Below are 21,792 nucleotides of genomic sequence, written 5' to 3' on the forward strand. Positions count from 1 at the left end.
GTTGGTTCAAAACTAGACTTTTCATATTAACTCCAAATTAAATACGCAAAAAATTTCACTTTTTTAAGAATATTCCTCTTAAAAAAATTATATTTCTTTGAATAATTCAATTATTGGAGTTTCTCAAAATCATATTTCATGTTCTGAATAGGCATGTTAAGGAATCGTTATGAAGAGGCGACCTTATTTAACGATTTCGCAACAGAGTGGTAATTCAACGATAACTTTCAGGGGGTAGAGACTGGGTAATTTTGTAGCGTTAAATAATCACCAGTATTAATGCAATCATGAATTCATTCATTAAGTACACCAATCTATTATTAATCAATTTACTTCTTGGATTTACCGTATTAGCTCAAGGATCGGGCACTATTAGAGGTACTATTAAGGATGCAAAAACGAAAGAAGATATCATAGGTGCTACTGTTTTTATCACAGGTTTATCGAAAGGAGCAGCAACAGATGTGAATGGTTTCTTTTCCATTAGTAATGTTCCTGCGGGAGATCACACCATCAAAATCTCATTTGTAGGATATAAATCTAAAGTTTACGAAAATGTTCAAGTTAAGTCGGGTCAAATTACAGAGCTTAACTTAAGTATAGAAGAGGAATCGTCTACCTTGGCAGAGGTAAAGGTGGTCGCCCAGAGGTTAACTAATACAGAAGTGTCAGTTATTTCGGAAATCAAGGCAGCTCAACTCGTAGTAAGTGGTATTTCTGCTGCTCAAATCACGAAGACTTTAGATCGAACTGCCGCTGAAGTAGTTAAGCGAGTTCCAGGGGTTACAATTTTTGGAGATAGATTCATCAATATCCGAGGGTTAAATGAGCGTTATAATACAGTTCAATTGAATAACACATTTGCTCCATCCATGGAGACAGATGTACGCTCATTTTCTTTCGATATTATTCCTGCGGGGCAGATTGATCGAATATTAGTATTTAAAAGTCCAGCAGCGGAGTTGCCAGGGGAATTTGCTGGTGGTGTGGTAAAGATTTTCACAAAGAGTATCCCAGAAAAAAACTTCTTGACAGTTGATTTTAGTAATTCTTTCCGAGATGGGACAACAGGCCAGGCTTTCCGTGCACCTGCTCAGGGAAGTAATTATTGGACAGGTTTTAATCAAGGATATAATGATTTGCCAGCTGGATTTCCTGCTTCAAAGCAAGAATTGCTTCAAGCATCAGGTGAACGATTGTCACAGATTGGACGATTATTGAAAAATAATTGGGTTCCAGTTAATTCAACGGCCAATCCAGATTTACGCTTTTCATTATCCAGTGGATTAAAATTTGATTTGGGGAATATCAAAGTAGGTAATATCACTGCGGTCAACTATTCTAGTTCCAAAACCATCTACCAAATGGTTAGAAATGATTTTGGATATAGTACTATTGCAACAACAGGGGAGCCTGATTACGTATTTAATTTTAATGATAAGCAATATTCATCGGCTATCCGATTCGGAGTATTACACAACTGGGCATTTCGTTTGTCAGATCACCACAGTTTAGAATTCAAGAACTTATTCAATCAATTAAGTAATGCTCAGTTTGTAGATCGAATAGGTATAGACAATGGGTCTAATTGGGATATTCAATCTTTTGATCAGGTATATAGAGGTATTTATACAGGACAATTGGGAGGAAAGCATGATTGGAATGACGGTAATACCAAGTTAGACTGGGTAATTGGATATAATACATCATTTAGAGATCAGCCTGATTATAAGCGTTTTAGGTATACGTTGGATGGGGCGAACAAATCCTTATATGTTCCTTCTGGAGCTGCCCAGACTTTTAACTTAGGTAGAACGAATATTATATTAAAAGAGAATGCTCTGACTGGGGGAATCAATTTTATACAAAAATTCATTGTTAGTGCTGGTCAAGATGGAGCAAAAGGGAAAGAATTGGAGCTTAAATCAGGTATTTATGTCGAGTCTAAAAAACGCGATTTCAGTGCCCGAAATTTAGGTTATGTACGGGCCAATAGTTCTTTATTCAATATTGGACAATTACCTATCGATCAGATTTTTGCCGAAGCCAATATCAACTCAACCAATGGAGTGAAATTAGATGAGCAAACAAATCCCAATGACTCTTATCAGGCAACCAATGATTTGTTTGCAGCCTATGTACAAGGTGGTTATGCGATTGGTTCTAAGTTTAATTTGGTAGCAGGGGTGAGAGCTGAAAATAACAGTCAGCGATTAAACTCTTATGATTTGGTAGGTCTACCCTTGAAATACGATAATACGGTTTTAAATATATTGCCTTCATTTAACTTGTCTTACAACTTTAATGAGAAGTCCTTACTTCGATTGGCATATGGAAAAACCATTAATCGCCCAGAATTCCGTGAGGTAGCACCTTTCTCCTTTTATGATTTTGTAAATAATCGTAATATTTCGGGTAATCCGAGATTAAAGAATGCGTCCATTCAGAATTTTGACTTCCGTTTTGAAAGATACCCTACTCCATCGGAGGTACTAAGCATTGCTTTATTCTATAAACAGTTCACTAATCCTATTGAAGTTGTTTTTGCTTCGGGTTCAAATCCCAATTTAGATTTTGAAAATGCGGAAAGTGCTTACAGTGCAGGTTTGGAAGCTGAAATCAGAAAGAATTTATCTGCCGAAAACCCGAATAGTTTTTTCGGGAAATCAAGTGTTGTATTTAACGGAGCCTATATTTTAAGCAAGGTTAGTCTTGGTTCAAAGGCGAGTGCCAATCAATCGGATAATCGTCCACTACAAGGTCAAAGCCCATACATCTTAAATGCGGGATATAACTACACCGATGCCAAGAAAGGCTTACAGTTGAATTTATCATACAATGTCATCGGTAAAAGAATTTATGCCGTAGGAAATAACTATGGATATAATTATCCGGATTGGTATGAAATGCCTCGTCATGTGGTGGATTTTACATTCTCACAGCGAGTAGCCAAGAATGTGTTAGTCAAAGGAGGAATTAGTGATGTATTGAACAACAAAAATATTGTCTTACAAGACGGAAACTTGGATGGATCATTTGATGCTTCCAAGGATCAAATTATTCAATCATTTACCCCCGGAAGAGTTTATTCTGTAGGAATCATTTATACCCCTTTTGGATTTTAAATAGCTTTTAACAATCAAATTAATTATAACACTAATGAAAAAGTTTACCAACAACATGTTAAGATTATTAACTGTCATGGCAGTAGTAATGCTTGGATTTTCTGCATGTCAGAAAGACGAGGAAATATTTCCTATTCCTACGGTAACTCCGGCAGGAACTTTATCAGGTATTCCAGGTGCTACGGTATCTGTGAAAGCATCCATCAGTGCACCGGCAGGATTAAAGTCAATTACGGTTTTAAAGAATGGTCAAGCTTTTGATTCAAAAACATTTACCGGAGAAAAGACTGCGGAGTATGCTAAGGATTATGTGATTGATGGAACAGCTGGTTCTGTTGTTACTTTCTCCATTCAAGTAACGGATTCAAAAAATCAAGTTTCAACTTTGACTCCATTGACGGTGAATGTTACGGCTATACCTCCCAAAACAATCGTAGATGTTTCAGGTGTAATAGAAGGTAACATCACTTGGACAGCAGATAAAATCTACAGATTGAAGGGCTTTGTTCGTGTAGGCGAAGAGGCGGTATTTGGAACGATCACTAAAAAAGGAGTTTTAACGATTCAAGCAGGAACTACCATCATAGGTGAGCGTGCTTCCAAAGGAGCTTTGATTGTACAACGTGGAAGCAAAATTATTGCAGAAGGTACAGCTGATAAACCTATTGTATTTACATCTGAGCGTAATCCAGGAGAGCGTGAGGCAGGAGATTGGGGTGGTTTAGTACTTTGTGGACAAGCTCCTAATAACTTACCAAATGATGCGTCTAACCGTCAGTTAGAAGGTGGTTACGGGGCATTCCATGGTGGAACAGATGCAGCAGATAATTCAGGGATTTTGAAATACGTTCGTTTGGAATTTGCTGGAATTCCAATTAACCCTAATCAAGAAGTTAACTCTTTAACCTTGGGTTCAGTTGGTTCGGGAACAGTTATTGACTATGTACAAGCATCTTTTGGATTAGATGACTCATTTGAGTGGTTTGGTGGTACCGTTAATGCGAAGCACTTAATTGCTTACAAAGGATTGGATGATGACTTTGATACAGATAATGGATTCTCAGGATATGTACAATATGGTTTAGGTGTTCGTGGTTCTGCAATTGCGGATCAATCAGGATCTAATGGTTTTGAAAGTGATAACGATGCAAATGGTTCTACTAACGTTCCATTCACCTCTGCTGTCTTTGCTAATATGTCAATTATAGGAGCGAAAGGTGCGGTGAATATTGCTATCGATCCCTTGTTCCAACATGGCGCGCAAATTCGTCGTAATAGCAAGCAAAAATTATATAACTCGATCATTACAGGTTATCCATATGGTGTTTATATCGATAGCCAACGTGGTAGTGCTAAGGTGAATGCAGCTAATGGAGAAATTGATTTCCAAAATGTTATTCTTGCTGGTGTTGAAGGTTGGGGTCCAGGTGGATTTGGTTTAGGCTGGTCTGTCAATGTTAGACCCATGGGTGTTGCTGTTCCAGGTTTTGAAAACATGGCTTCAGGTACTAACGGTGCTGCTATTTTAATTGGTGACAAGACCCCTGAAGATTGGTTTAAATCATTAACTGGTAATAAGATTTTAGCTACTAATGCGAAAATGGGTCTTTCTACTACTTTATGGTCTGCAGGTCGTCCAACGCTTACTTTGGCTACTGGTACTGATGAATCTTTAATTGGGCCAAAATTGAAATCCGATCTTCCAACATTTTTTGAAGCTACGGATTATGTAGGTGCATTTAAGTCGACAGACTGGACTTTAGGTTGGTCAGAATTTGCTCCACAATCTGTGGTTTACGTTAAATAAGGAAAATGTAACTAGGAGCTAGTGAATAGCTAGCTCCTTTTTTTTATGAAATATTACACCATACTCATTATACTAGTTTTGTTGAATGCTTGTCAATCAAGTGATTCACCGTCATATTATTTTGATACTGCTAAGCAAGATTCTTTGGTAGTTCAAATGATAGCTTATATAGGTCCGAATGCCTCTCAGGCTACGGATAGCACTAGGTTAAATCCAGAATTTAAGTCGGAGTATGCCAAGAGTTTACCCAATTACCAATTGGTAAAATTGGTTAAGAATAAAGAAGGGAAGTATTTCTATTTCATGATTCGTCCTGTGGCTAATCTATTACAATACCGTCGAGGTGTGATTGGGAGTTTCCTCTTAGATGAAAAATCTGGGAAAATACTAAGTTTTAAAGAAGAAGTTAATACACCCCATTTAAAGGAAGATGTGGTTAAAGAAAGGGGAGAGTTTCTTTTTAGAGAATATGTTACCAATGGGAATTTAAATGAGTATTTGGCCATGAAAGACTATGTTGAATGGCCAGATAGCTCCTTAAAATACAATGAGCACTTGAATAGATGGGTCATCCCAAATGGAAAGTTTTAAACAATATTATATTGGTGTAATACGGCAAATGTCGAGGGGTTTCCTCTCGACATTTCTTATTATTTTTTTGATTTCCATTTCTTGTACCTACGACCAGAATCCTTTAAATACGTCCAAGGTAGATTGCAACGTGCAAAATTTGAAAAGTATTTCTTATTCAAGAGATGTATTTCCTATCATTCAATCCAACTGCCTTAGTTGTCATGATGCAGTTAATCATTTTGATGGTGTGGTCATTGAAAACTATCAACAGATTTCAGAATCTTGTCGTTTAGGAGAAATGATGGATGTTATAACGACTCATTATGCAGGTTCATTACCCCGCATGCCCAAAGGTGGGCAGTTAAAATCTTGTGAAGTTGAAGTGATTCGTTTGTGGATTCAACAAGGTTTAATAAACAATTAATTGCATTTTTTTGCGATAAATCAATAGGTTAACAATTGCGTAAAGACTTGTTAACAATTTCTTTACATACCTAGGCTACCGTTAATACTACCTTTGCGGCATCAAAAACCAATATAATGACAGTAAGGATTTCTAAGGCGGGATTTTTGTTTCTCGTAGTATTATTTTCAATTGTATTTTTCCAATCCAATGCTCAGATTACCACTTCCTCTTTAAATGGAAAGGTAAAAGACGCTAAGGGAGAGGAAATTCCTGGGGCAAGTGTACAATTAGTTCATGTACCAACCGGGACGCGCTATGGAGTAGCAACTCAAGTGGATGGCAATTTTCTATTAGCCAATATGAATCCAGGAGGGCCATATACCTTAACTGTTTCCTTCGTAGGATATCAGACATTTAGAGCAGAGAATATTAATTTGACTCTTGGATCCAATCCTTCAGTGAATGTGGTCATCAGTGAAGAAACAACGACTTTAACCGAAGTAGTGGTGAAAGCAGATAAAGGAGGCACAAAGTCTGGAGCTATTACTCAGTTGAATGAGTCAACCATTAAAGCTGTTCCAACTCTGAATCGTAGTTTGACTGATATGACCAAACTTACCCCACAGGGTTCTTCTAGTAACTCATTTGCAGGAACTAACTTTCGTTATAATAATGTAACTGTAGATGGAACAATCAACAATGATGCCATCGGTTTTAGTCCTTCATTAGGTGGGCAATCTGGAACTTCTGGGATGCCTGGCTCAAGTACAAGAACGAATCCTATTTCATTAGATGCCATTCAAGATGTACAGGTTTATGTAGCTCCTTACGATGTTAAAATTGGAAATTTTACGGGAGGATCTATAAATGCTGTAACCAGAACAGGAACTAATCAAGTAAAAGGGTCAGTCTATGCTTACGGAAGAAATTCTGTTATGACAGGTCCTAACAATGCGGGTGATGGGTCTAAGATGTCTAGTGATTATTCCGACTATCAAACAGGTTTCCGTTTAGGTTTACCCTTGATAAAGAATAAGTTGTTTTGGTTTACCAACGAAGAAATTACGCGTAGAAATGAACCTCTATTTTATGCAGCAGGGGATCCAGGAACCATCATTGATGCTAATACGGCTTCCAACATAAGTAATTTCTTAAAATCTAACTACGGTTTTGATCCAGGGGCATTTGGTGCTTATTCTATTCAATCAATGAGTAATAAGTTTTTCAACCGATTTGATTGGAATATTTCAGACAAACATCAATTGTCGATCCGTAATAGTTATGTGGCCTCAGAGGCAACTAACTTAGAGCGAGATGCAGCTAATTTCCGTTTTGGGTCTATGGATTTCCGTCAAGTGAATAAAACAAATTCAACTGTAGCTGAATTGAAGAGCCATTTTGGTAGTGCATCGAATAGCTTTATTTTGGGTTATTCAGATATTCGTGATTATCGTGAACCTATGAGTTCAAACCCTGCATTTCCACAGGTAGAGATTGCAGCTAATGGAGGAACCATTTTCTTAGGCAATGAGCGTGAGGCAACTGTCTTTAATATGAAGCAAAAGACGTTTGAAATTACGGATAACTTTACTTGGTTTAAGGGAAATCATACGTTTTTAGTGGGAACACACAATGAGTTGTATACCATCAATTACGGGTTTGTCAATTCTTGGAATGGACGAGTTTCTTACAAAAGTGTGGCAGACTTCTTAGCAGCCAATGTGAATCGTGTACGTGGTTCATATAGTTTTACGAATAATGATCGTGATGCAATATTTAATAACCCATATGCAACATTTAATGTAGGCCTATACAGTGTTTATGCTCAAGATGAAATTCAGGTAACTAGTAAATTGAAATTATCACCAGGTATTCGTTTTGACCTTGCTAGTACAGATTCACCTACGCTAAGTCCTAAAACGGCAATGACACAAGTTGATCCAAATGCAGGAACAACATTTAGCTCAGCAACTCCATTGAATCAAATCTCAAATTCCATTTTTGGTCAAGTATTATTTTCTCCACGTTTAGGATTTAATTATGATGCTTTAGGAGATCGCAGTTTAGTGTTTCGCGGAGGTACAGGTATTTTTACAGGTAGAATTCCATTTGCATGGTTAGGTTACGCATTCTACAATGATGGTGTAGGTTTTGGAGCATTTGATGTTAATAATGTTGCGGGTAAAAATAAGGGCGATGTATTAAAAGATGGAGCAAAGAACTTTGCATTTGCGAACGGACAGGCTAGCTTGACTCAAGTAGATGCCATGGCGAACAATTTCAAAATGCCGCAGGTTTGGAGAAGTAGTTTTGCGGTGGACCACACCATAAATGGTTATAAGTTTACTTTGGAAGGTATTTATACCAAAACGATTTCAGATTTGAAATTTCAACAAGTGAATTTAAAAGATTCTGTCAAGTATTATAGCTATGACCAATTAAAGCAAATGCCTATTTATTTATCAGGTGGAGCAACGGGTCAAAAATTGAATTCAGCTTTTTCTAATGCTTACGAATTATCCAATACTTCTGAAGGGCATCGTTATAGTTTGACGGCTCAAATAAGTAAAAATTATGCAGCTGGATTTAATTTCATGGTGGCGTATACTTATGGACAGAGTTTTGACTTGACGAATGGAATTAGAAATTCGATGGAATCTAACTGGCAGTTGAATCAATCATTGTCTCCTAATAGCCCTAAATTGGCTTATTCCAATTTTGATATTCGTCACCGTATTATTTCCTCATTTGCCTATACTAAATCTTGGAAAAACGGTAGTGCAACTACGTTATCAGGGGTATTTAGTGCGCAATCAGGTGCGCCATTTACTTGGGGTTTTGTAAATAGTACGATTGCAAATACACCTCAGGCAGCAGGTTTAGCCTATGTATTCAAAGATGAGCAGGAAGCAGCTAAGTATTTTGTGGACGACGCTAAATTAGGAACGGCAGCAGTTCAAGCGAAAGCCTTTATGGATTTTGTGAATTCAGATGAATATTTAAGTACACGTAAAGGTGATTTTACAGAAAGAAATGGGGGTAGAACACCATGGAATACAACCTTGGATTTAAAATTAAATCACTCGATTAAAGTAGGAAATGGCCATGAGTTTCAAGTATCATTAGATATTTTAAACGCGACAAATTTGTTGAATAGTAATTGGGGTAGAATTTATTTTTCTCCTAACACATTTAATTCAACGGCTAGCTTAGGTTTAAATCGCGTGAATTCAGGAACAGCTTCTGAACCTACCTATAAGTTTATCGCCCCAACTAATCCTTATTCAGTAGATCAAATGGGGTCTAGATGGCAAATGCAATTAGGAGCTAGATATACTTTTTAAAAGGAAAAACGGAAGAAATGAATGTTGTGGCGCTGTCAGGTTTTAAATCTTGACAGCGCTACTGTTTTGATGCTTATTGTATCAGTTTATTGTTAATTAAAAACGCCTGCGCTTTCTAACGCTGGCAAGGTTTGGAACCTTGCCAGCGTTGCGTAGCTGGCGCAGACTGAACGTTTTTACACCATTACTATTGTATCAATTTCTTGGTAAAATAGATGGTGCTGAAAAGAGCTATTCCTATTCCAGCGATTCCCAATAGGTTAATCCATTCAAAGAATAGATGGGCTAAATTCCAATGTGGGAAAATGAATCCACTGCACCATAGAAGCAAATTGTAACCGACATATCCAGTGGAGTCTACAATGTACATTAGAAAGCCAATATTGGCCTTATGCTTGCTTATCGCCAGCATTCGTTCAAATATGGAGGTAGTAATGGTTAAATAAGGTAAATAAATGCCAAATCCTGTAAGAACTACTAGCCAAAAGCTTGACAAGTAATGAAGGCCAACTGTACCGCACAAGATTAGTAAAAGAAATCCCATAAAAATGATTCCCAAACTGATATAGAAGGCATGGATATTGTTTTTGACGAATACCAAACTGCCATTAATCAATAATATACCTACGGTAACCCATATTTCGGTCTGTGTAAAAATGGAGGGTAATCCATGAAAACCAAGGTATTCCCAGATTTCTGGAGCAAAGTCGGACCGTATTCCTCTCAACAAAGACGCAAATAGGTACAAAAGACTAATTCCTAGTATTCCTGGCCCCAATGATTTAATTAATCGGTTTCTATCTTGGGAAGTCATGGGCGCTCTTTCAGAACGTTCAGCAATGTCCTCTTTTGTAGGTTTAGGGATTTGTTGAAGCATCCACACAAAGAAGAGAAATGGTAAGCTAAATAGTAAGCCTGCTGTAAATGGCATCCAGCTTTCTGCTATGCCTGTATTAAGTAATAATTTCCCAACTGATTTTGAAACTCCGTCTGCTAAAATAAAACTAGCTCCTAAGCTGGCAATGAATAATTCCGTGTTCTTTTTCCCCTCCAAAAATCCTTGGATATAGCCAAATATCATCCCCAATGGGAGACCATTCATAATCAAGAAAAGTATACTCCATGGTTTGGGGGCCAATCCGAATCCCAATAAGGCAATTTCGGCTATAAAGACACTCCACAAAATAGCTTGAATCCTCTTTGACCAAGTGATAGAAGAAACAAAAAATATACCACTGCATTTGGACAGCATATATCCAGCTATTTGGGAAGATATCAATACCGATTTCCAGGGGATACCTAGCCAAGACTGTCCTTCATAAAGGCCAGCTGTAAAGGGCTTTCTAAATCCATATACACAAAAGTAACAACCAAATGCTGCCAACATGGACCAAATAGGATGCGCAAACCAATGGGTATAGGAAGGAGTTTTACCTGGCCTAGACGGGGAGTGAATGATCATAAGGCAATGGCTTCGATCAATTTCAGGTAATGAGTTAGAGGAAGTACTTGTAGATCTGGTATCTTGGCTGCATCATCGTATTTTCTCAACTGTATGGCTGAATGAAAATGAGGGTTTTGTTCAAATCCCAAACATTCCTGCTCGCTCATTGGGCCGCCTTGTAACTGCAAGCTCAGTAAGGAAGGTTCACTAAGCAATGCCTGATATCCTGCTTCTCGAGTGCATAAATATCGTTTGGCATTTACGTGTAAGTAAACGGGTTCCGTTACTTCATCTTGGAAATATCGACTCAGAAAATCCTTAGCAAGATTTTCATGCATATCATCAATACCATTTTCTGGGGCATCATCTGGGAGTGCATGCAATAGATGACCAACGTCGTGTAATAAACTAGCCACAATCAGCTCTGTGGAGGCACCTTCATCAGTAGCTAATTTGGCACATTGTAAGGCATGTTCTAATTGGCTTACCGCTTCGCCACCATATTGAGAATTCCCCAATTCGGCAAACATGATTTGGACTTTTTGAGTAATCTCTTTCATCTGCTATTTCAAGTATTTTATGTAATTTAAGCCCATTGAAAAGCGTAAAAAATACCCTAGAAGCGATTTAAAATAGATTTCATATTGCCATAATATATCCGTAAAATGAACCCAAGTTTCTCCATTAGACGAGCTAAATTAGAAGATGAAAATGCTGTCCTAGGATTAGTGGATGAGCTCGAAAATAGGGCATCTGATCCAAGGGTTTTCCATCAAATCTGGAAAGAGTACCTTGGTCATGCACATACGTTTGTTTGGGTTGTTGAAAGCCAAGAAAATCAACTTGTTGGTTTTTTGAGTGTCATCGGTCAAAACCTATTGCACCATGAAGGAATGGTGTATGAAATTCAAGAATTGATTGTCACTGCCGCTTGCCAAGGAAATGGATTAGGAAGGAAGTTAATAGAAACACTCCGAGCTGAGCTGAAAGAAAAGGACGTGAAGTCGATTGAAGTGACGTCGAATAAACGAAGAAAAGAAGCCCATGCTTTTTATGAAGCAATGGGCTTTACTAATTCACATGAAAAGTTTACGATCTATTTTTGAGATAGTCGAAGTGCAGCTTTCATTTTATCAAAAATGGCTGTGTTTTGATATATTCCTTGAAAAGCCTCTGAACCAGGTCCAAAAGCAAACACAGGAACCATTTGTCCCGTATGTCCTTTGGTAATAAAAGAGGCTTTGATTTCGCCCGTTGTCATGTCTCCTCCCAATAATCCCATGCCTCCTGTTTCGTGATCAGCAGTAATAACCACCAAAGTTTCTTTGTCTTTTTCAGCAAAATCTAAGGCAGCTGCAATACTTTTATTGAAATCCACCATTTCAGTAGCTGCGTAATTTGCATCATTGGCATGTCCACCCCAATCAATTTGTCCTCCTTCAATCATTACAAAAAATCCTTTTGGGTTTTTGGAAAGCAATTCCAAGGATTTTTTTGATGCATCTAATAAGACTTCTCCTCTCCCTTCAGAGAATTTTTTCGGGTCACCAGGAGCATATAAGTAAACAAATTTGCCTTGTTTAATGGCATTCATTTCTGCTAAGGATTCCACCACTTGATACTTTTTTGCTTTCAGTGAATCCAAAATATTCTGTCCATCTTTACGCTGGTCAAAGCTTTTTCTCCCTCCTCCTACAACAATATCTACGTCGGTTTTAAGGAAATCCTTGGCTATTTCATCGTGCATATTACGTTTGATTTGATGGGCAATGAATGCCGCAGGAGTGGCATCGGTGATGTCAGCTGTACTAACTAAACCGGTTGCTAGTCCTTTTTTTTCTGCCAACTCCAAAATTGTTACTTGTGGTGTTTGTGTAGCATCTACCCCAATAGCTCCGTTATACGTTTTTTTACCTATTGAAAAGGCGGTGGCACCCGCTGCAGAATCCGTTACATAGTTATCGGATGATTGATTTTTATGAAAGCCAATGTGACGAATTCTTTCTAAAGCTAAATGTCCTTTATTGGCAGTAAGTCCAGCATAAATTTGACTAACACCCATGCCATCGCCAATTAAAAAAATAATGTTTTTAGGGGTATTTTTTTTAGAGGTTTGCCCAAAAGCAGTTAAAGTAAGTAAGGAAAATAAAATGAAGGGAATGACTTTTTTCATAGAGGTTTAATAAAGTTTTTGAATGTATTCTGCTGTAAATCCGGGACTTGTCGTCATGCCTTTGCCACCAATTCCATTGATTACATGAATGACATCATCCAACGTTTTAGTAAAGATATCTGATTTGTTGGCTTGTAAATAATATCCGGCCCAGGTAGATTCAACATCCCAGCTTTCCACATGAAGAATTCTCTTGGCTTCATTCAGCATCATTTCATTGATTTCAGTGGAAATTTCAAATCCAAAATTGGCTTGATGATGTGCCGGAACATAGGAGTGTGAATCTCCTAAGATGATTGACCCATCATCCGCTTGTTTGAATAAAATATGAATACCATGTTCTTGCAAAAGTTTCTGTTCAGCACTTGTTTCTAATTTGTGAAAAGAAGGACATGAATGAAAGCTTTCATACCGCCGAATCGTTAAGCCTGTCAAAATATTGGATTTAAAGGCTCGCTTTTGTGGGATTAGTCGCATCATTTGAAGCTTACTGATTTTTAGGTCAGCCTGAGCAAATAAGTCTGGGAATAAAAATTGAGTATCTCTGCCGCTTGCTAAGATGACTTTATCGGACCAAAATGCTTGTCCATGAGCACTATGAATTTTAGCAATACCTCGCTTTTTTTCTATGGATATAACAGAACACAAAGGTTGGTAATGTAAGCCCATGTACTGAATAAGAAATTCTCGCACTCGGTGTACCATAACCAAAGGATTCAAGGATGCCTCTTCTGGGAAAAAGAGTCCGCCTTTTACGTAATCTTTCTTTAAGGAAGGATTAATATCCAAACATTCTTGTGCTGTGTAAAGCTTATTCGTATAATTTCTCTCAGTAAAGAGTTGATGGATTTCTTCTAAAAGAGTCATTTCTTGGTCATCGGAAGCATAGTACCAAGATCCATTTTTTACCAAAGAAATGTCCGTGTTTTCTTGTAAATCCTTATAGATTTTCAAGGATTTGCGACCGTATTCAAACCATAATGGGAGGGATTGACCTGAAGGGACAGCTTGACCAAAATTCCGAAAACTGGCTTCAAATGGCAGTGAATCTTTTTCTAATAAGAGTACGGTTTTTCCTCTTTTTAACGCATGATAGGCACAAAAAGTCCCAATGATTCCTGCGCCTACGATGATTAAATCATATTTTCTCATGATTTAGTTTTTCAATGATGGGAATTAATTCAGCTATATTATTTAGTAAGCCATCATTTGGATGACCTGCTAATTGCTCTCTAGTATGGGTTCCGTTGCAAACGCCCAGGGCCAGACGAATACCTGCATTTTTACCGAAGGCTAGGTCTACTGGGGTATCACCTACATTAATGACTTTGCTTTTATCTGATATGCCAAACCGTAGCATGGCCAATTCTATCATGCTCGGAGAGGGTCTACCTGCTCCTTGGACTTCATCTGGACAAACGGAAAGGTGTATGCCAGACTTGTTTTGGATATTCATGTAGTTCTGATTGAGACTTTTTCCCCAACCTACTTTATCCAATATGATATTTGCCACTTTGCGGTAAAAGCCTGTCGTGAGTGCTATGTATATACCATGTTGGTGCAAGTAGTCGAATAATTTCAAACACCCTTCCGTAGGTTTTACCTCATGGTTTAAGTAATGCTGTTCTAAAATTTGGGTAAAATCTTCGTATGAAGTTTTGGCTTTTTGATTTATCGTAGGGTCATCTTCTCCCAGTTGTTCTGCCCATAGTGTTTGAAAAACGTAGAGCTTGGCATAACCTTGTAAAGCTAATATTCGGTCATCGCTGGAATTCAATCCATTTTTTTGGGCGGCTATTTTAAAGCAGTGTTCTACTTCGTGTTCATCTAAGATGGTAGTTCCAGCCATATCTAGTATGACCAATTGGATATTTTGTGAGGACATGTATAAGTAGATTGAACACGAATTTCCTGTTTTTAAATTATCAATCGATTAGTTGGATGTGAAATAATTGTAAAGATTAAATTGGTATTATTTCAAGTTCATTTGGCACTTCTTATCGTCTTAATACTGCCTTAACCAATTGTCAATGATTCCTTAACAATTCACTTTTTTTCTTAATAATTTCTTGTTCTAAGACACACAGTTAGCTTACCTGATAGGAATACTTTTGTGGAAAATTTAAGAGGTTGGAATTCAGAGAGCAATCCTCATCCTTGACCATTATTCCATGTTTAGAATTTCTATTGTGGATGATTTTTATCTATCAGTCTAATTAATGGCCCTTTGGGGCATATCAGGCAAGTTTTTGAAAAACAATGTTCAAGTTGAGTAAGCTGTTTTTGCACCTAATCTCTTCGTCACAATTTAACATTCTTTAAAAACAAAAATCTTTATGAAGAACTTTTTACAAAAATTGTCTCGAAGAAAGATCGCACATAAGTCGATGTGGCTTATGTTGGTCTTTTTTCAACTGACGGCTATTTTGGCAATGGGCCAATCTAGAAGCATTACTGGACGCGTAATATCCAAAGAGGATAATTCTGGGATACCCGGAGTTTCCATCCAAATCAAAGGAACATATTTGGGAACTAATACCAATGCGGACGGACGTTTTACTTTTGCCGTTAATCCCAATGCCGTTTTACAAGTTTCCATGATTGGTTTCAAAAAGCAAGAAGTGGCTGTGGGAGCTCAATCGGAACTTACCATTGTTATAGTAGGAGATGAAAAGCAACTTCAAGAAGTAGTAGTTACGGCCTTAGGTATCAAGAAAGAAATCAGAAAAATTGGTGTTTCTATTCAGTCTTTAGACGGAGCTGCTGTGGTGAAAGCTCGTGAGCCCAATGCCATCAATGCCTTAGCTGGTAAGGTTGCAGGTTTAACGATTGGTGCACAACCAGAGCTTTTAAGAAAACCTACTATTTCATTACGTGGTAATTCTACTGTTTTATACGTAGTAGATGGGGTTCCAATTAACTCAGATACCTGGAATATCTCTCCAGATGATATTGAAACGTATTCGGTTTTGAAAGGAGCTTCAGCTTCGGCATTATATGGTTTTCGTGGAAAGAATGGAGCAATCTTAATTACTACCAAGCGTGGGTCAAAAGACAAAAGAGGATTCTCTGTTGAGGCAAATTCATCTACTATGATGGAGAATGGATTTTATGCTATTCCTATAGTTCAGGATGAATATGGCCCTGGTGATCACGGTCGATATGCTTTTGGTGATGGTAAAGGTGGAGGATTAAATGATGGAGATTATGATGGTGGTTGGGGCCCAAAATTCAATGGACAATTAATCCCTCAATATGATTCACCAGTAGATCCAATCACGGGTGTTCGTGCGGGGACTCCTTGGATAAACCGCGGTAAAGATAACTTGAAACGTTTTTTAGAAACAGGTATTTTATCTACGAATAACGTTTCGGTCTCCGCAACAGGAGAGAAATATAACTTGCGTTTTTCAACCTCTCATATTTATCAAAAAGGTATTGTTCCAAATACCAAAATGAATATTACCAATTTCAATATTGTTGCCGATTACAAGTTTTCTGACAAATTGAAATTTGAGTCGAATTTGCAATATAACCGTCAGTATACACCTAATATTCCCGATGTGAACTATGGTCCGAACTCCATCATTTACAACATGGTGTATTGGGCTGGTGCTGACTGGAACGTGGATGATATGCGTAATTATTGGCAAAAAGGTAAAGAGGGTATTCAACAAATTTATGCGGAATATCAGCGTTACAATAACCCTTATTTCATGTCGTATGAGTGGTTACGTGGACATTACAAAAATGACATCGTAGGTCAAGCAGCATTACGCTACCAATTAGCTGATGGATTAGAAGTATTGGGACGTACGCAAGTAACGACTTGGGATATGGTAAGAACAGAGAAATTCCCTTATTCAGCAGGTTCATATGGACGTGATGAGCGTCGTGGTGATTACCGTGAAGATCGTCGTTCATTGTTTGAAAATAATACGGAATTATTGGTGTCTTACGACAAGGATATTACGAGAGGTTTGAATACAAAAATCACCGCTGGTGGTAGTATGAGAACATTTCAGTATAAGTCGATGTACGGTACTACGGATTATTTGAACGTGCCTGGACTGTACAACTTCGCTAACTCATCTAACCCGGTGAAAGTATTTAACTTTGGTTCTGAAATGCGCGTGTTATCAGCCTATTATTCAGCTGACTTTTCATACAAGAACTTCATTACTGTTTCTACCACAGGTCGTTTAGATAAATTGTCAACCCTACCTACTGGGAATAATGCATTCTTCTATCCATCTGTTTCTGCTGCTACAGTTTTATCGGATTATATTAAGCTTCCAGAAGTGATTTCATTCTTGAAATTTAGAGCTTCTTATGCGAATGTAAAAGATGGTTTGACAGCATCAACAATCGGAACTACTCCATCTGTAGGAAGTGGTAACCCAATTGGATATGGAGATCAATACCAAGCACCATATGATGGACCAGCTTATACGAATGCAGCGGTATATTCCACCTTCCCATTGTATAATAACCAAACAGCGGCTTCTTACACGAATACCTTGAATAATCCGAATTTAAATCCAAGTTCTACTACTCAAAAAGAATTTGGTATGGATATACGAATTATCAAAAATCGTTTAGGTTTGGATGTTACTTATTGGAATTCATTAGATGGTCCTTCTATTTTCTCCTTACCAATTTCTACTACTTCAGGATATAGTTCGGCTTTAGTGAATGGAATCAAAACAGAGAAAAATGGTTTTGATATTTCACTTACTGGTACTCCAATTAAGACAGAAAGCGGATTTACTTGGGATGTTTTAGCTAATTACGGTTCCTATGTGGAGACATTGAATGAGATTTATCCTGGTGTAAATAGCTTAAATACATTCTTGAAAGTGGGAGATCGTTTGGATAAAATGTACGGTCGAGCTTTTGTTCGTACTCCAGATGGTAAAATTATCAATGATGCTTCAGGTCGACCAATCTACAATCCAGTAGCTCAATATTTAGGAAATACGAACTCGGATTTTGTTTATGGTATCAACAACAAGTTTACGTATAAAAATGTGAGTTTGAGCTTCCAATTTGATGGTCGTGTTGGTGGAGTAATTTCAAACTATACGCAAAAGCAGACTTACCGTGGAGGTCGTCATATTGGAACGACTACAGGCATATTTGCAGAGGCTCGTCCACAGGATTTTGCTGGCGTGAAGGCATTTGTAGGTGAAGGTGTTCAAGTGAGCAATGGAGTAGCTATTGCTTATGATGTTGATGGTAAAATTACCAACTATTCTGCTTTGCAATACACTCCCAATACTACGAAGCAATTTGTTCAAGATTATGTTTCTAGATATTACAATTCAGATGAAGGAAACTTAATGAGTAGAACATTTAGCATGTTGCGTGAGGTGAATTTAACCTTCAATTTGCCTTCAGCGTGGTTCGGTAAATTTGTACATCAAGCCAATGTTTCTTTGGTAGGTCGTAACTTATTTTATTTCGCAGAGAAAACAGACATTGACCTAAATCAATATGTATTTGGAAATGAATCTGGTCCACAAACTCCTTCGGTTCGTCGCTACGGTGTGAATTTTAACATTACTTTTTAATCCATCGAATTATCGATTTAAATGATAAAGCATATGAAAATGAATAAATATATCATAGCTCTTTTTGGCCTTTTGATGGTCACTTTGAGCAGCTGTGAAAAACCTTTTGATCAGTTGGAAATTGATTCCAACCGACCTGTACATGTACCTGCATCTTTGGTTTTCCAAGGAGTCGCTTATAATATGTTTAATGATAATGGTCGCCCATTTAGTGCTGAGATGCGCTGGAACCAATTTTATTGTTCAAACTATAATTATTATGCAAACAATGAATACACATTTGGCCAGATGCCTAATCAGTTTACAACGCTAAAAAACGTGTTGAAAATGGAGGAAGAAGCTAAACGTGCTGGATTGGCAGATGTGAATGGATATGCAGCTTTAGGGAAATTTTTTAGAGCTTACTTCTATGACCAAATGTCGAAACGTGTAGGTGATTTACCATTAGCAGATGCGTTGAATGGAATTGATGGTATTTCCCCCAAATATGACAGCCAAAAGGCCATTTACATTCAAATATTGAAATGGTTGGATGATGCCAATACCGATTTAACCAGTTTGATTGCTAAGGGAGAAACTGTTTCTGGGGATATCTATTACAATGGAGATTTGAAGAAGTGGCAAAAGGCGGTTAATGCATATCGTTTACGTGTTTTGTTAACCTTATCTAAGAAAGATACCGATGCTGATTTAGGAGTAAAGACCAAATTTGCGGAAATGATCAGTAATCCAACGAAGTATCCATTGATGTCTTCTATGGCAGATAATTTGGAATTTAAGTGGAATAATTTCAACAAGTATCCATCTAATCCGGACAACTTTGGTTTTGATGCTACACGTCAAAATATGGCAGCGGCATACGTTAATTTGCTTGCCAGTTTAAAGGATCCACGTGTGATGGTAACTTGTGAACCGGCTGGATTTGAATTAAAGTCAGGAAAACAACCTTCGGATTATTCGGCATTCTTAGGCGCAAGTTCGGCAGAAGATTTGGCGGATATGTCAGACAAGGCGGGTATAAATAATGGTGCGGGATTTGCTCCGGGTAAATACTCCTTCCAAAACAGAAATCGCTATTACAAGAACTACACGGCAGAAAATACGTTCATTGCAGGATATCCTGAATTATGTTTCAACATTGCTGAGGGTATTGCTAGGGGATGGGCTACAGGTTCGGCAGAAGATTGGTATAAGAAAGGAATTCAAGCCTCTCAAGCATTTTATGGCATTAAAGATGGAGTGAATACCATGACTTATTCTAAGACAGGTTCTATGGCGGCTGCAGATCAAGTGAATTACAATATTGACTTTTCTTTTGCTGATTATTATGCACAAGCTAGTGTAAAATATGATGCATCTAAAGCGATTCAGCAAATTGTCACTCAGAAATATGCAGCCTTCTTTATGAACTCAGGTATGGAGGCTTATTTCAATTGGAGAAGAACAGGTTTCCCTAAGTTTGATGTGGGCGTTGGGAATGGTAACTCCAGTCGTATTGCTGTTAGATGGATCTATCCAACAACAGAAAGAACGACGAATGCAACGAATTATAAAGCTGCTATTCAAAGCCAGTTTAATGGTACAGATGATATTAACGACTCGATGTGGTTGATTAAATAATTAATGGTTAAAATGAGAAATACGTTACGCAAAAAGCTGGGCATTGCCCAGCTTTTTTGTTTTTTCAACTAGCAGCATATTTTTTTAAGCCAATAATTCCAACAACAATCAAGCTCATAAAAAACACTTCGGCCAGGTTGGTGGGTGTTTTGTAATAGAAGACATCAAATAACTTGACTAAAATGAGAGAACAAGCCGTCCAAACCGCCAATGCAGTTGCAGTAGGGATATCTTTAAATGCTACTGACAAACAATAGATGTTAGCCACACCAAAAAAGATATATCCCAAAAGAGGGAAAAATTCAACGCTAAATTCTTTAGAAATTAAAGGATATTGTTGAAATGCGTCTTTCAATCTTCCAAAATTCATGTACTTCAATGAAAAGGTCCAGCCTGTCTCAAAAATAGAAGCAATGAAAAGATAAATCCAAGGTTTAATCATGTGCCAATTTAAATTAGCTTAAAGTTCCTAAAATAGAAGCCCAATAGCTAAGTTTTCTCACAGAAATTCATACCATGTAATTATCGGGCGAAGAGGTTTAAGCTTTAGGAAATGAAAGCCCCCCATTATTTTTAGGTAATGTCCAGTTAATTCGCTTGGTTAAAATTGATTTCCAAATGCGTTTTTTCTCTTGCTTAGGTTGAATAAGTTCTCTCAAATGAAAGTCCATTAATCTAGAAGATTCTTGAATCCACTCTTGATATTTAGAATAATCTGTACGGTGCACATGTTGATAGTCTTTGAAAAGACTTAAGTCAAATGTTTTGGCAGCGAGTCCAGCTCCTGCATAGGAAGCATCAAAAGCATTGATCATCTGTTCAATGTGGTTGGGTACAGGAACCATCATGGTTGGTTTGGAGAGGTACATAGCTTCGGCGATGGACTCAAATCCAGCCGTAGAAATAAGTCCGGCACATTGGGACATTTTTTCCAAATACTTCTCCGCATTGATGGGATGGAAAGTTAAGTTTTCGGAAAAATGGAAGATTTCATGATGTGTGGGATGATCCCAAAAACAATCCAATTGAACATCAGGGTTTTGTTTAGACCATGCCATGATGTCTTCAGCTAATCGATAATGTGTTAAGTAGGCTAACCAATTTTTTCCTTGCTCAGCTTGCAGGGCCTTGACTTCTTTTCGTAGTAGTGGGGGGATTACCTCTATATTTCTTTGGAGGTCGTTTTCTAAAGGTAAAAAGGAAAGCCCTAATTTTTTCTTGGAACCTATGCCCGTTATTTTAGTATTTAGATTTAGGAAAAATTGATCTATTTTCTTTTCTGGAATACTTTCAAAATGGCGATTTAGTAATAAATATTGGTGTCCTATGGATAGACAGGGAGTTTTAGAGCCCGTTCTCCATTGATGAAGCCCTGTAATGGATTCGTAAAAATTGATGATCCCATCCGGTTGATGTGCTTTAATAAATTCAGCTAACTCCGAGGCACTTTTCCAATAAGTTTTGAATTTGGAGAATGCTTGAAAGGCGGTTTTGCCCACTTGTACAGCTTTGCCATTTCCATAACATAGGGAAGGGCTCTCATATTGTAAAAGAGGTTTGTCGCCAATGAAATCTGTAAAAAAACTGGGGATTTTACGATTATTGGTAGAACCAACGGCATAAGCTATGATTTCGTGGCCGGCTTCTTGAGCAATTTGGCTTAACGAAATGGCTTGGGTCAAATGCCCCCTGCCTTCTCCTTGAACGGTGCATATATACTTTCCCAT

The 21,792-nt window shown here is 37.7% G+C and carries 15 protein-coding genes; 8 read left to right on the forward strand and 7 right to left on the reverse strand.

What is annotated here, in order from left to right:
* The first annotated feature begins 287 nt into the window (after positions 1-287).
* From HME7025_RS01350 to HME7025_RS01370, 5 genes are all read left to right on the forward strand, one after another.
* Entirely contained in the window at positions 288-3,125 is a 2,838-nt protein-coding gene (locus HME7025_RS01350; protein ID WP_109321918.1) for a TonB-dependent receptor, read from the forward strand.
* A 34-nt stretch (positions 3,126-3,159) separates the two neighbouring features.
* Positions 3,160-4,932 carry a cell shape-determining protein MreB gene (locus HME7025_RS01355; protein WP_109321919.1) on the forward strand — a complete coding sequence of 591 codons (1,773 nt, stop codon included), beginning with the start codon at positions 3,160-3,162 and terminating at the stop codon, positions 4,930-4,932.
* A 45-nt stretch (positions 4,933-4,977) separates the two neighbouring features.
* Positions 4,978-5,523, forward strand: a complete 546-nt coding sequence (locus HME7025_RS01360; RefSeq protein ID WP_109321920.1) for a hypothetical protein — start codon at positions 4,978-4,980, stop codon at positions 5,521-5,523.
* A 130-nt stretch (positions 5,524-5,653) separates the two neighbouring features.
* Positions 5,654-5,929 carry a hypothetical protein gene (locus tag HME7025_RS13350; protein WP_161956187.1) on the forward strand — a complete coding sequence of 92 codons (276 nt, stop codon included), beginning with the start codon at positions 5,654-5,656 and terminating at the stop codon, positions 5,927-5,929.
* Between the two features lie 116 nt (positions 5,930-6,045).
* Positions 6,046-9,255 carry a TonB-dependent receptor gene (locus tag HME7025_RS01370; RefSeq protein WP_109321922.1) on the forward strand — a complete coding sequence of 1,070 codons (3,210 nt, stop codon included), beginning with the start codon at positions 6,046-6,048 and terminating at the stop codon, positions 9,253-9,255.
* A gap of 187 nt (positions 9,256-9,442) precedes the next feature.
* Here HME7025_RS01370 and HME7025_RS01375 read toward each other — a convergent pair whose 3' ends face one another.
* Positions 9,443-10,717, reverse strand: coding sequence for a DUF5690 family protein (locus tag HME7025_RS01375; RefSeq protein ID WP_109321923.1), 1,275 nt, complete (start codon positions 10,715-10,717; stop codon positions 9,443-9,445).
* Complete coding sequence (locus tag HME7025_RS01380) at positions 10,714-11,259, reverse strand: phosphonate degradation HD-domain oxygenase (RefSeq protein ID WP_109321924.1); 546 nt, start codon at positions 11,257-11,259, stop codon at positions 10,714-10,716. Before HME7025_RS01380 ends, HME7025_RS01375 begins: the two co-directional genes overlap by 4 nt.
* A 105-nt stretch (positions 11,260-11,364) precedes the next feature.
* Between HME7025_RS01380 and HME7025_RS01385 the strand changes: the two genes are divergently transcribed.
* Positions 11,365-11,805 carry a GNAT family N-acetyltransferase gene (locus HME7025_RS01385; RefSeq protein WP_109321925.1) on the forward strand — a complete coding sequence of 147 codons (441 nt, stop codon included), beginning with the start codon at positions 11,365-11,367 and terminating at the stop codon, positions 11,803-11,805.
* Here HME7025_RS01385 and HME7025_RS01390 read toward each other — a convergent pair.
* From HME7025_RS01390 to HME7025_RS01400, 3 genes are read right to left on the reverse strand one after another with little or no spacing between them, the layout of a single operon-like run.
* Positions 11,796-12,872 carry an alkaline phosphatase gene (locus tag HME7025_RS01390; RefSeq protein WP_109321926.1) on the reverse strand — a complete coding sequence of 359 codons (1,077 nt, stop codon included), beginning with the start codon at positions 12,870-12,872 and terminating at the stop codon, positions 11,796-11,798. The two genes, HME7025_RS01385 and HME7025_RS01390, sit on opposite strands and share 10 nt — an antisense overlap.
* A gap of 6 nt (positions 12,873-12,878) precedes the next feature.
* Positions 12,879-14,024, reverse strand: coding sequence for a TIGR03364 family FAD-dependent oxidoreductase (locus HME7025_RS01395; protein ID WP_109321927.1), 1,146 nt, complete (start codon positions 14,022-14,024; stop codon positions 12,879-12,881).
* A complete protein-coding gene (locus tag HME7025_RS01400; RefSeq protein WP_109321928.1) occupies positions 14,011-14,757 on the reverse strand; it encodes an HAD family hydrolase in 747 nt (248 codons plus the stop codon). The genes HME7025_RS01395 and HME7025_RS01400 overlap by 14 nt, the downstream gene beginning before the upstream one ends.
* Positions 14,758-15,208: 451 nt before the next feature.
* Here HME7025_RS01400 and HME7025_RS01405 point away from each other — a divergent pair, with 451 nt between their 5' ends.
* Together HME7025_RS01405 and HME7025_RS01410 are read left to right on the forward strand one after the other, a co-directional pair.
* Positions 15,209-18,445 carry a SusC/RagA family TonB-linked outer membrane protein gene (locus tag HME7025_RS01405; RefSeq protein ID WP_109321929.1) on the forward strand — a complete coding sequence of 1,079 codons (3,237 nt, stop codon included), beginning with the start codon at positions 15,209-15,211 and terminating at the stop codon, positions 18,443-18,445.
* A gap of 33 nt (positions 18,446-18,478) precedes the next feature.
* The gene (locus HME7025_RS01410) at positions 18,479-20,065 is read left to right on the forward strand and encodes a SusD/RagB family nutrient-binding outer membrane lipoprotein (RefSeq protein ID WP_109321930.1); all 1,587 of its coding nucleotides are present in this window, start codon (positions 18,479-18,481) and stop codon (positions 20,063-20,065) included.
* A gap of 64 nt (positions 20,066-20,129) precedes the next feature.
* Here HME7025_RS01410 and HME7025_RS01415 read toward each other — a convergent pair whose 3' ends face one another.
* Both HME7025_RS01415 and HME7025_RS01420 read right to left on the reverse strand, forming a co-directional pair.
* Entirely contained in the window at positions 20,130-20,507 is a 378-nt protein-coding gene (locus tag HME7025_RS01415; protein ID WP_109321931.1) for a DMT family transporter, read from the reverse strand.
* 97 nt (positions 20,508-20,604) lie between these two features.
* Positions 20,605-21,792 carry a glycosyltransferase family protein gene (locus HME7025_RS01420; protein ID WP_109321932.1) on the reverse strand — a complete coding sequence of 396 codons (1,188 nt, stop codon included), beginning with the start codon at positions 21,790-21,792 and terminating at the stop codon, positions 20,605-20,607.

This window comes from Aquirufa nivalisilvae (assembly GCF_003143535.1).
GTDB lineage: Bacteria > Bacteroidota > Bacteroidia > Cytophagales > Spirosomataceae > Aquirufa > Aquirufa nivalisilvae.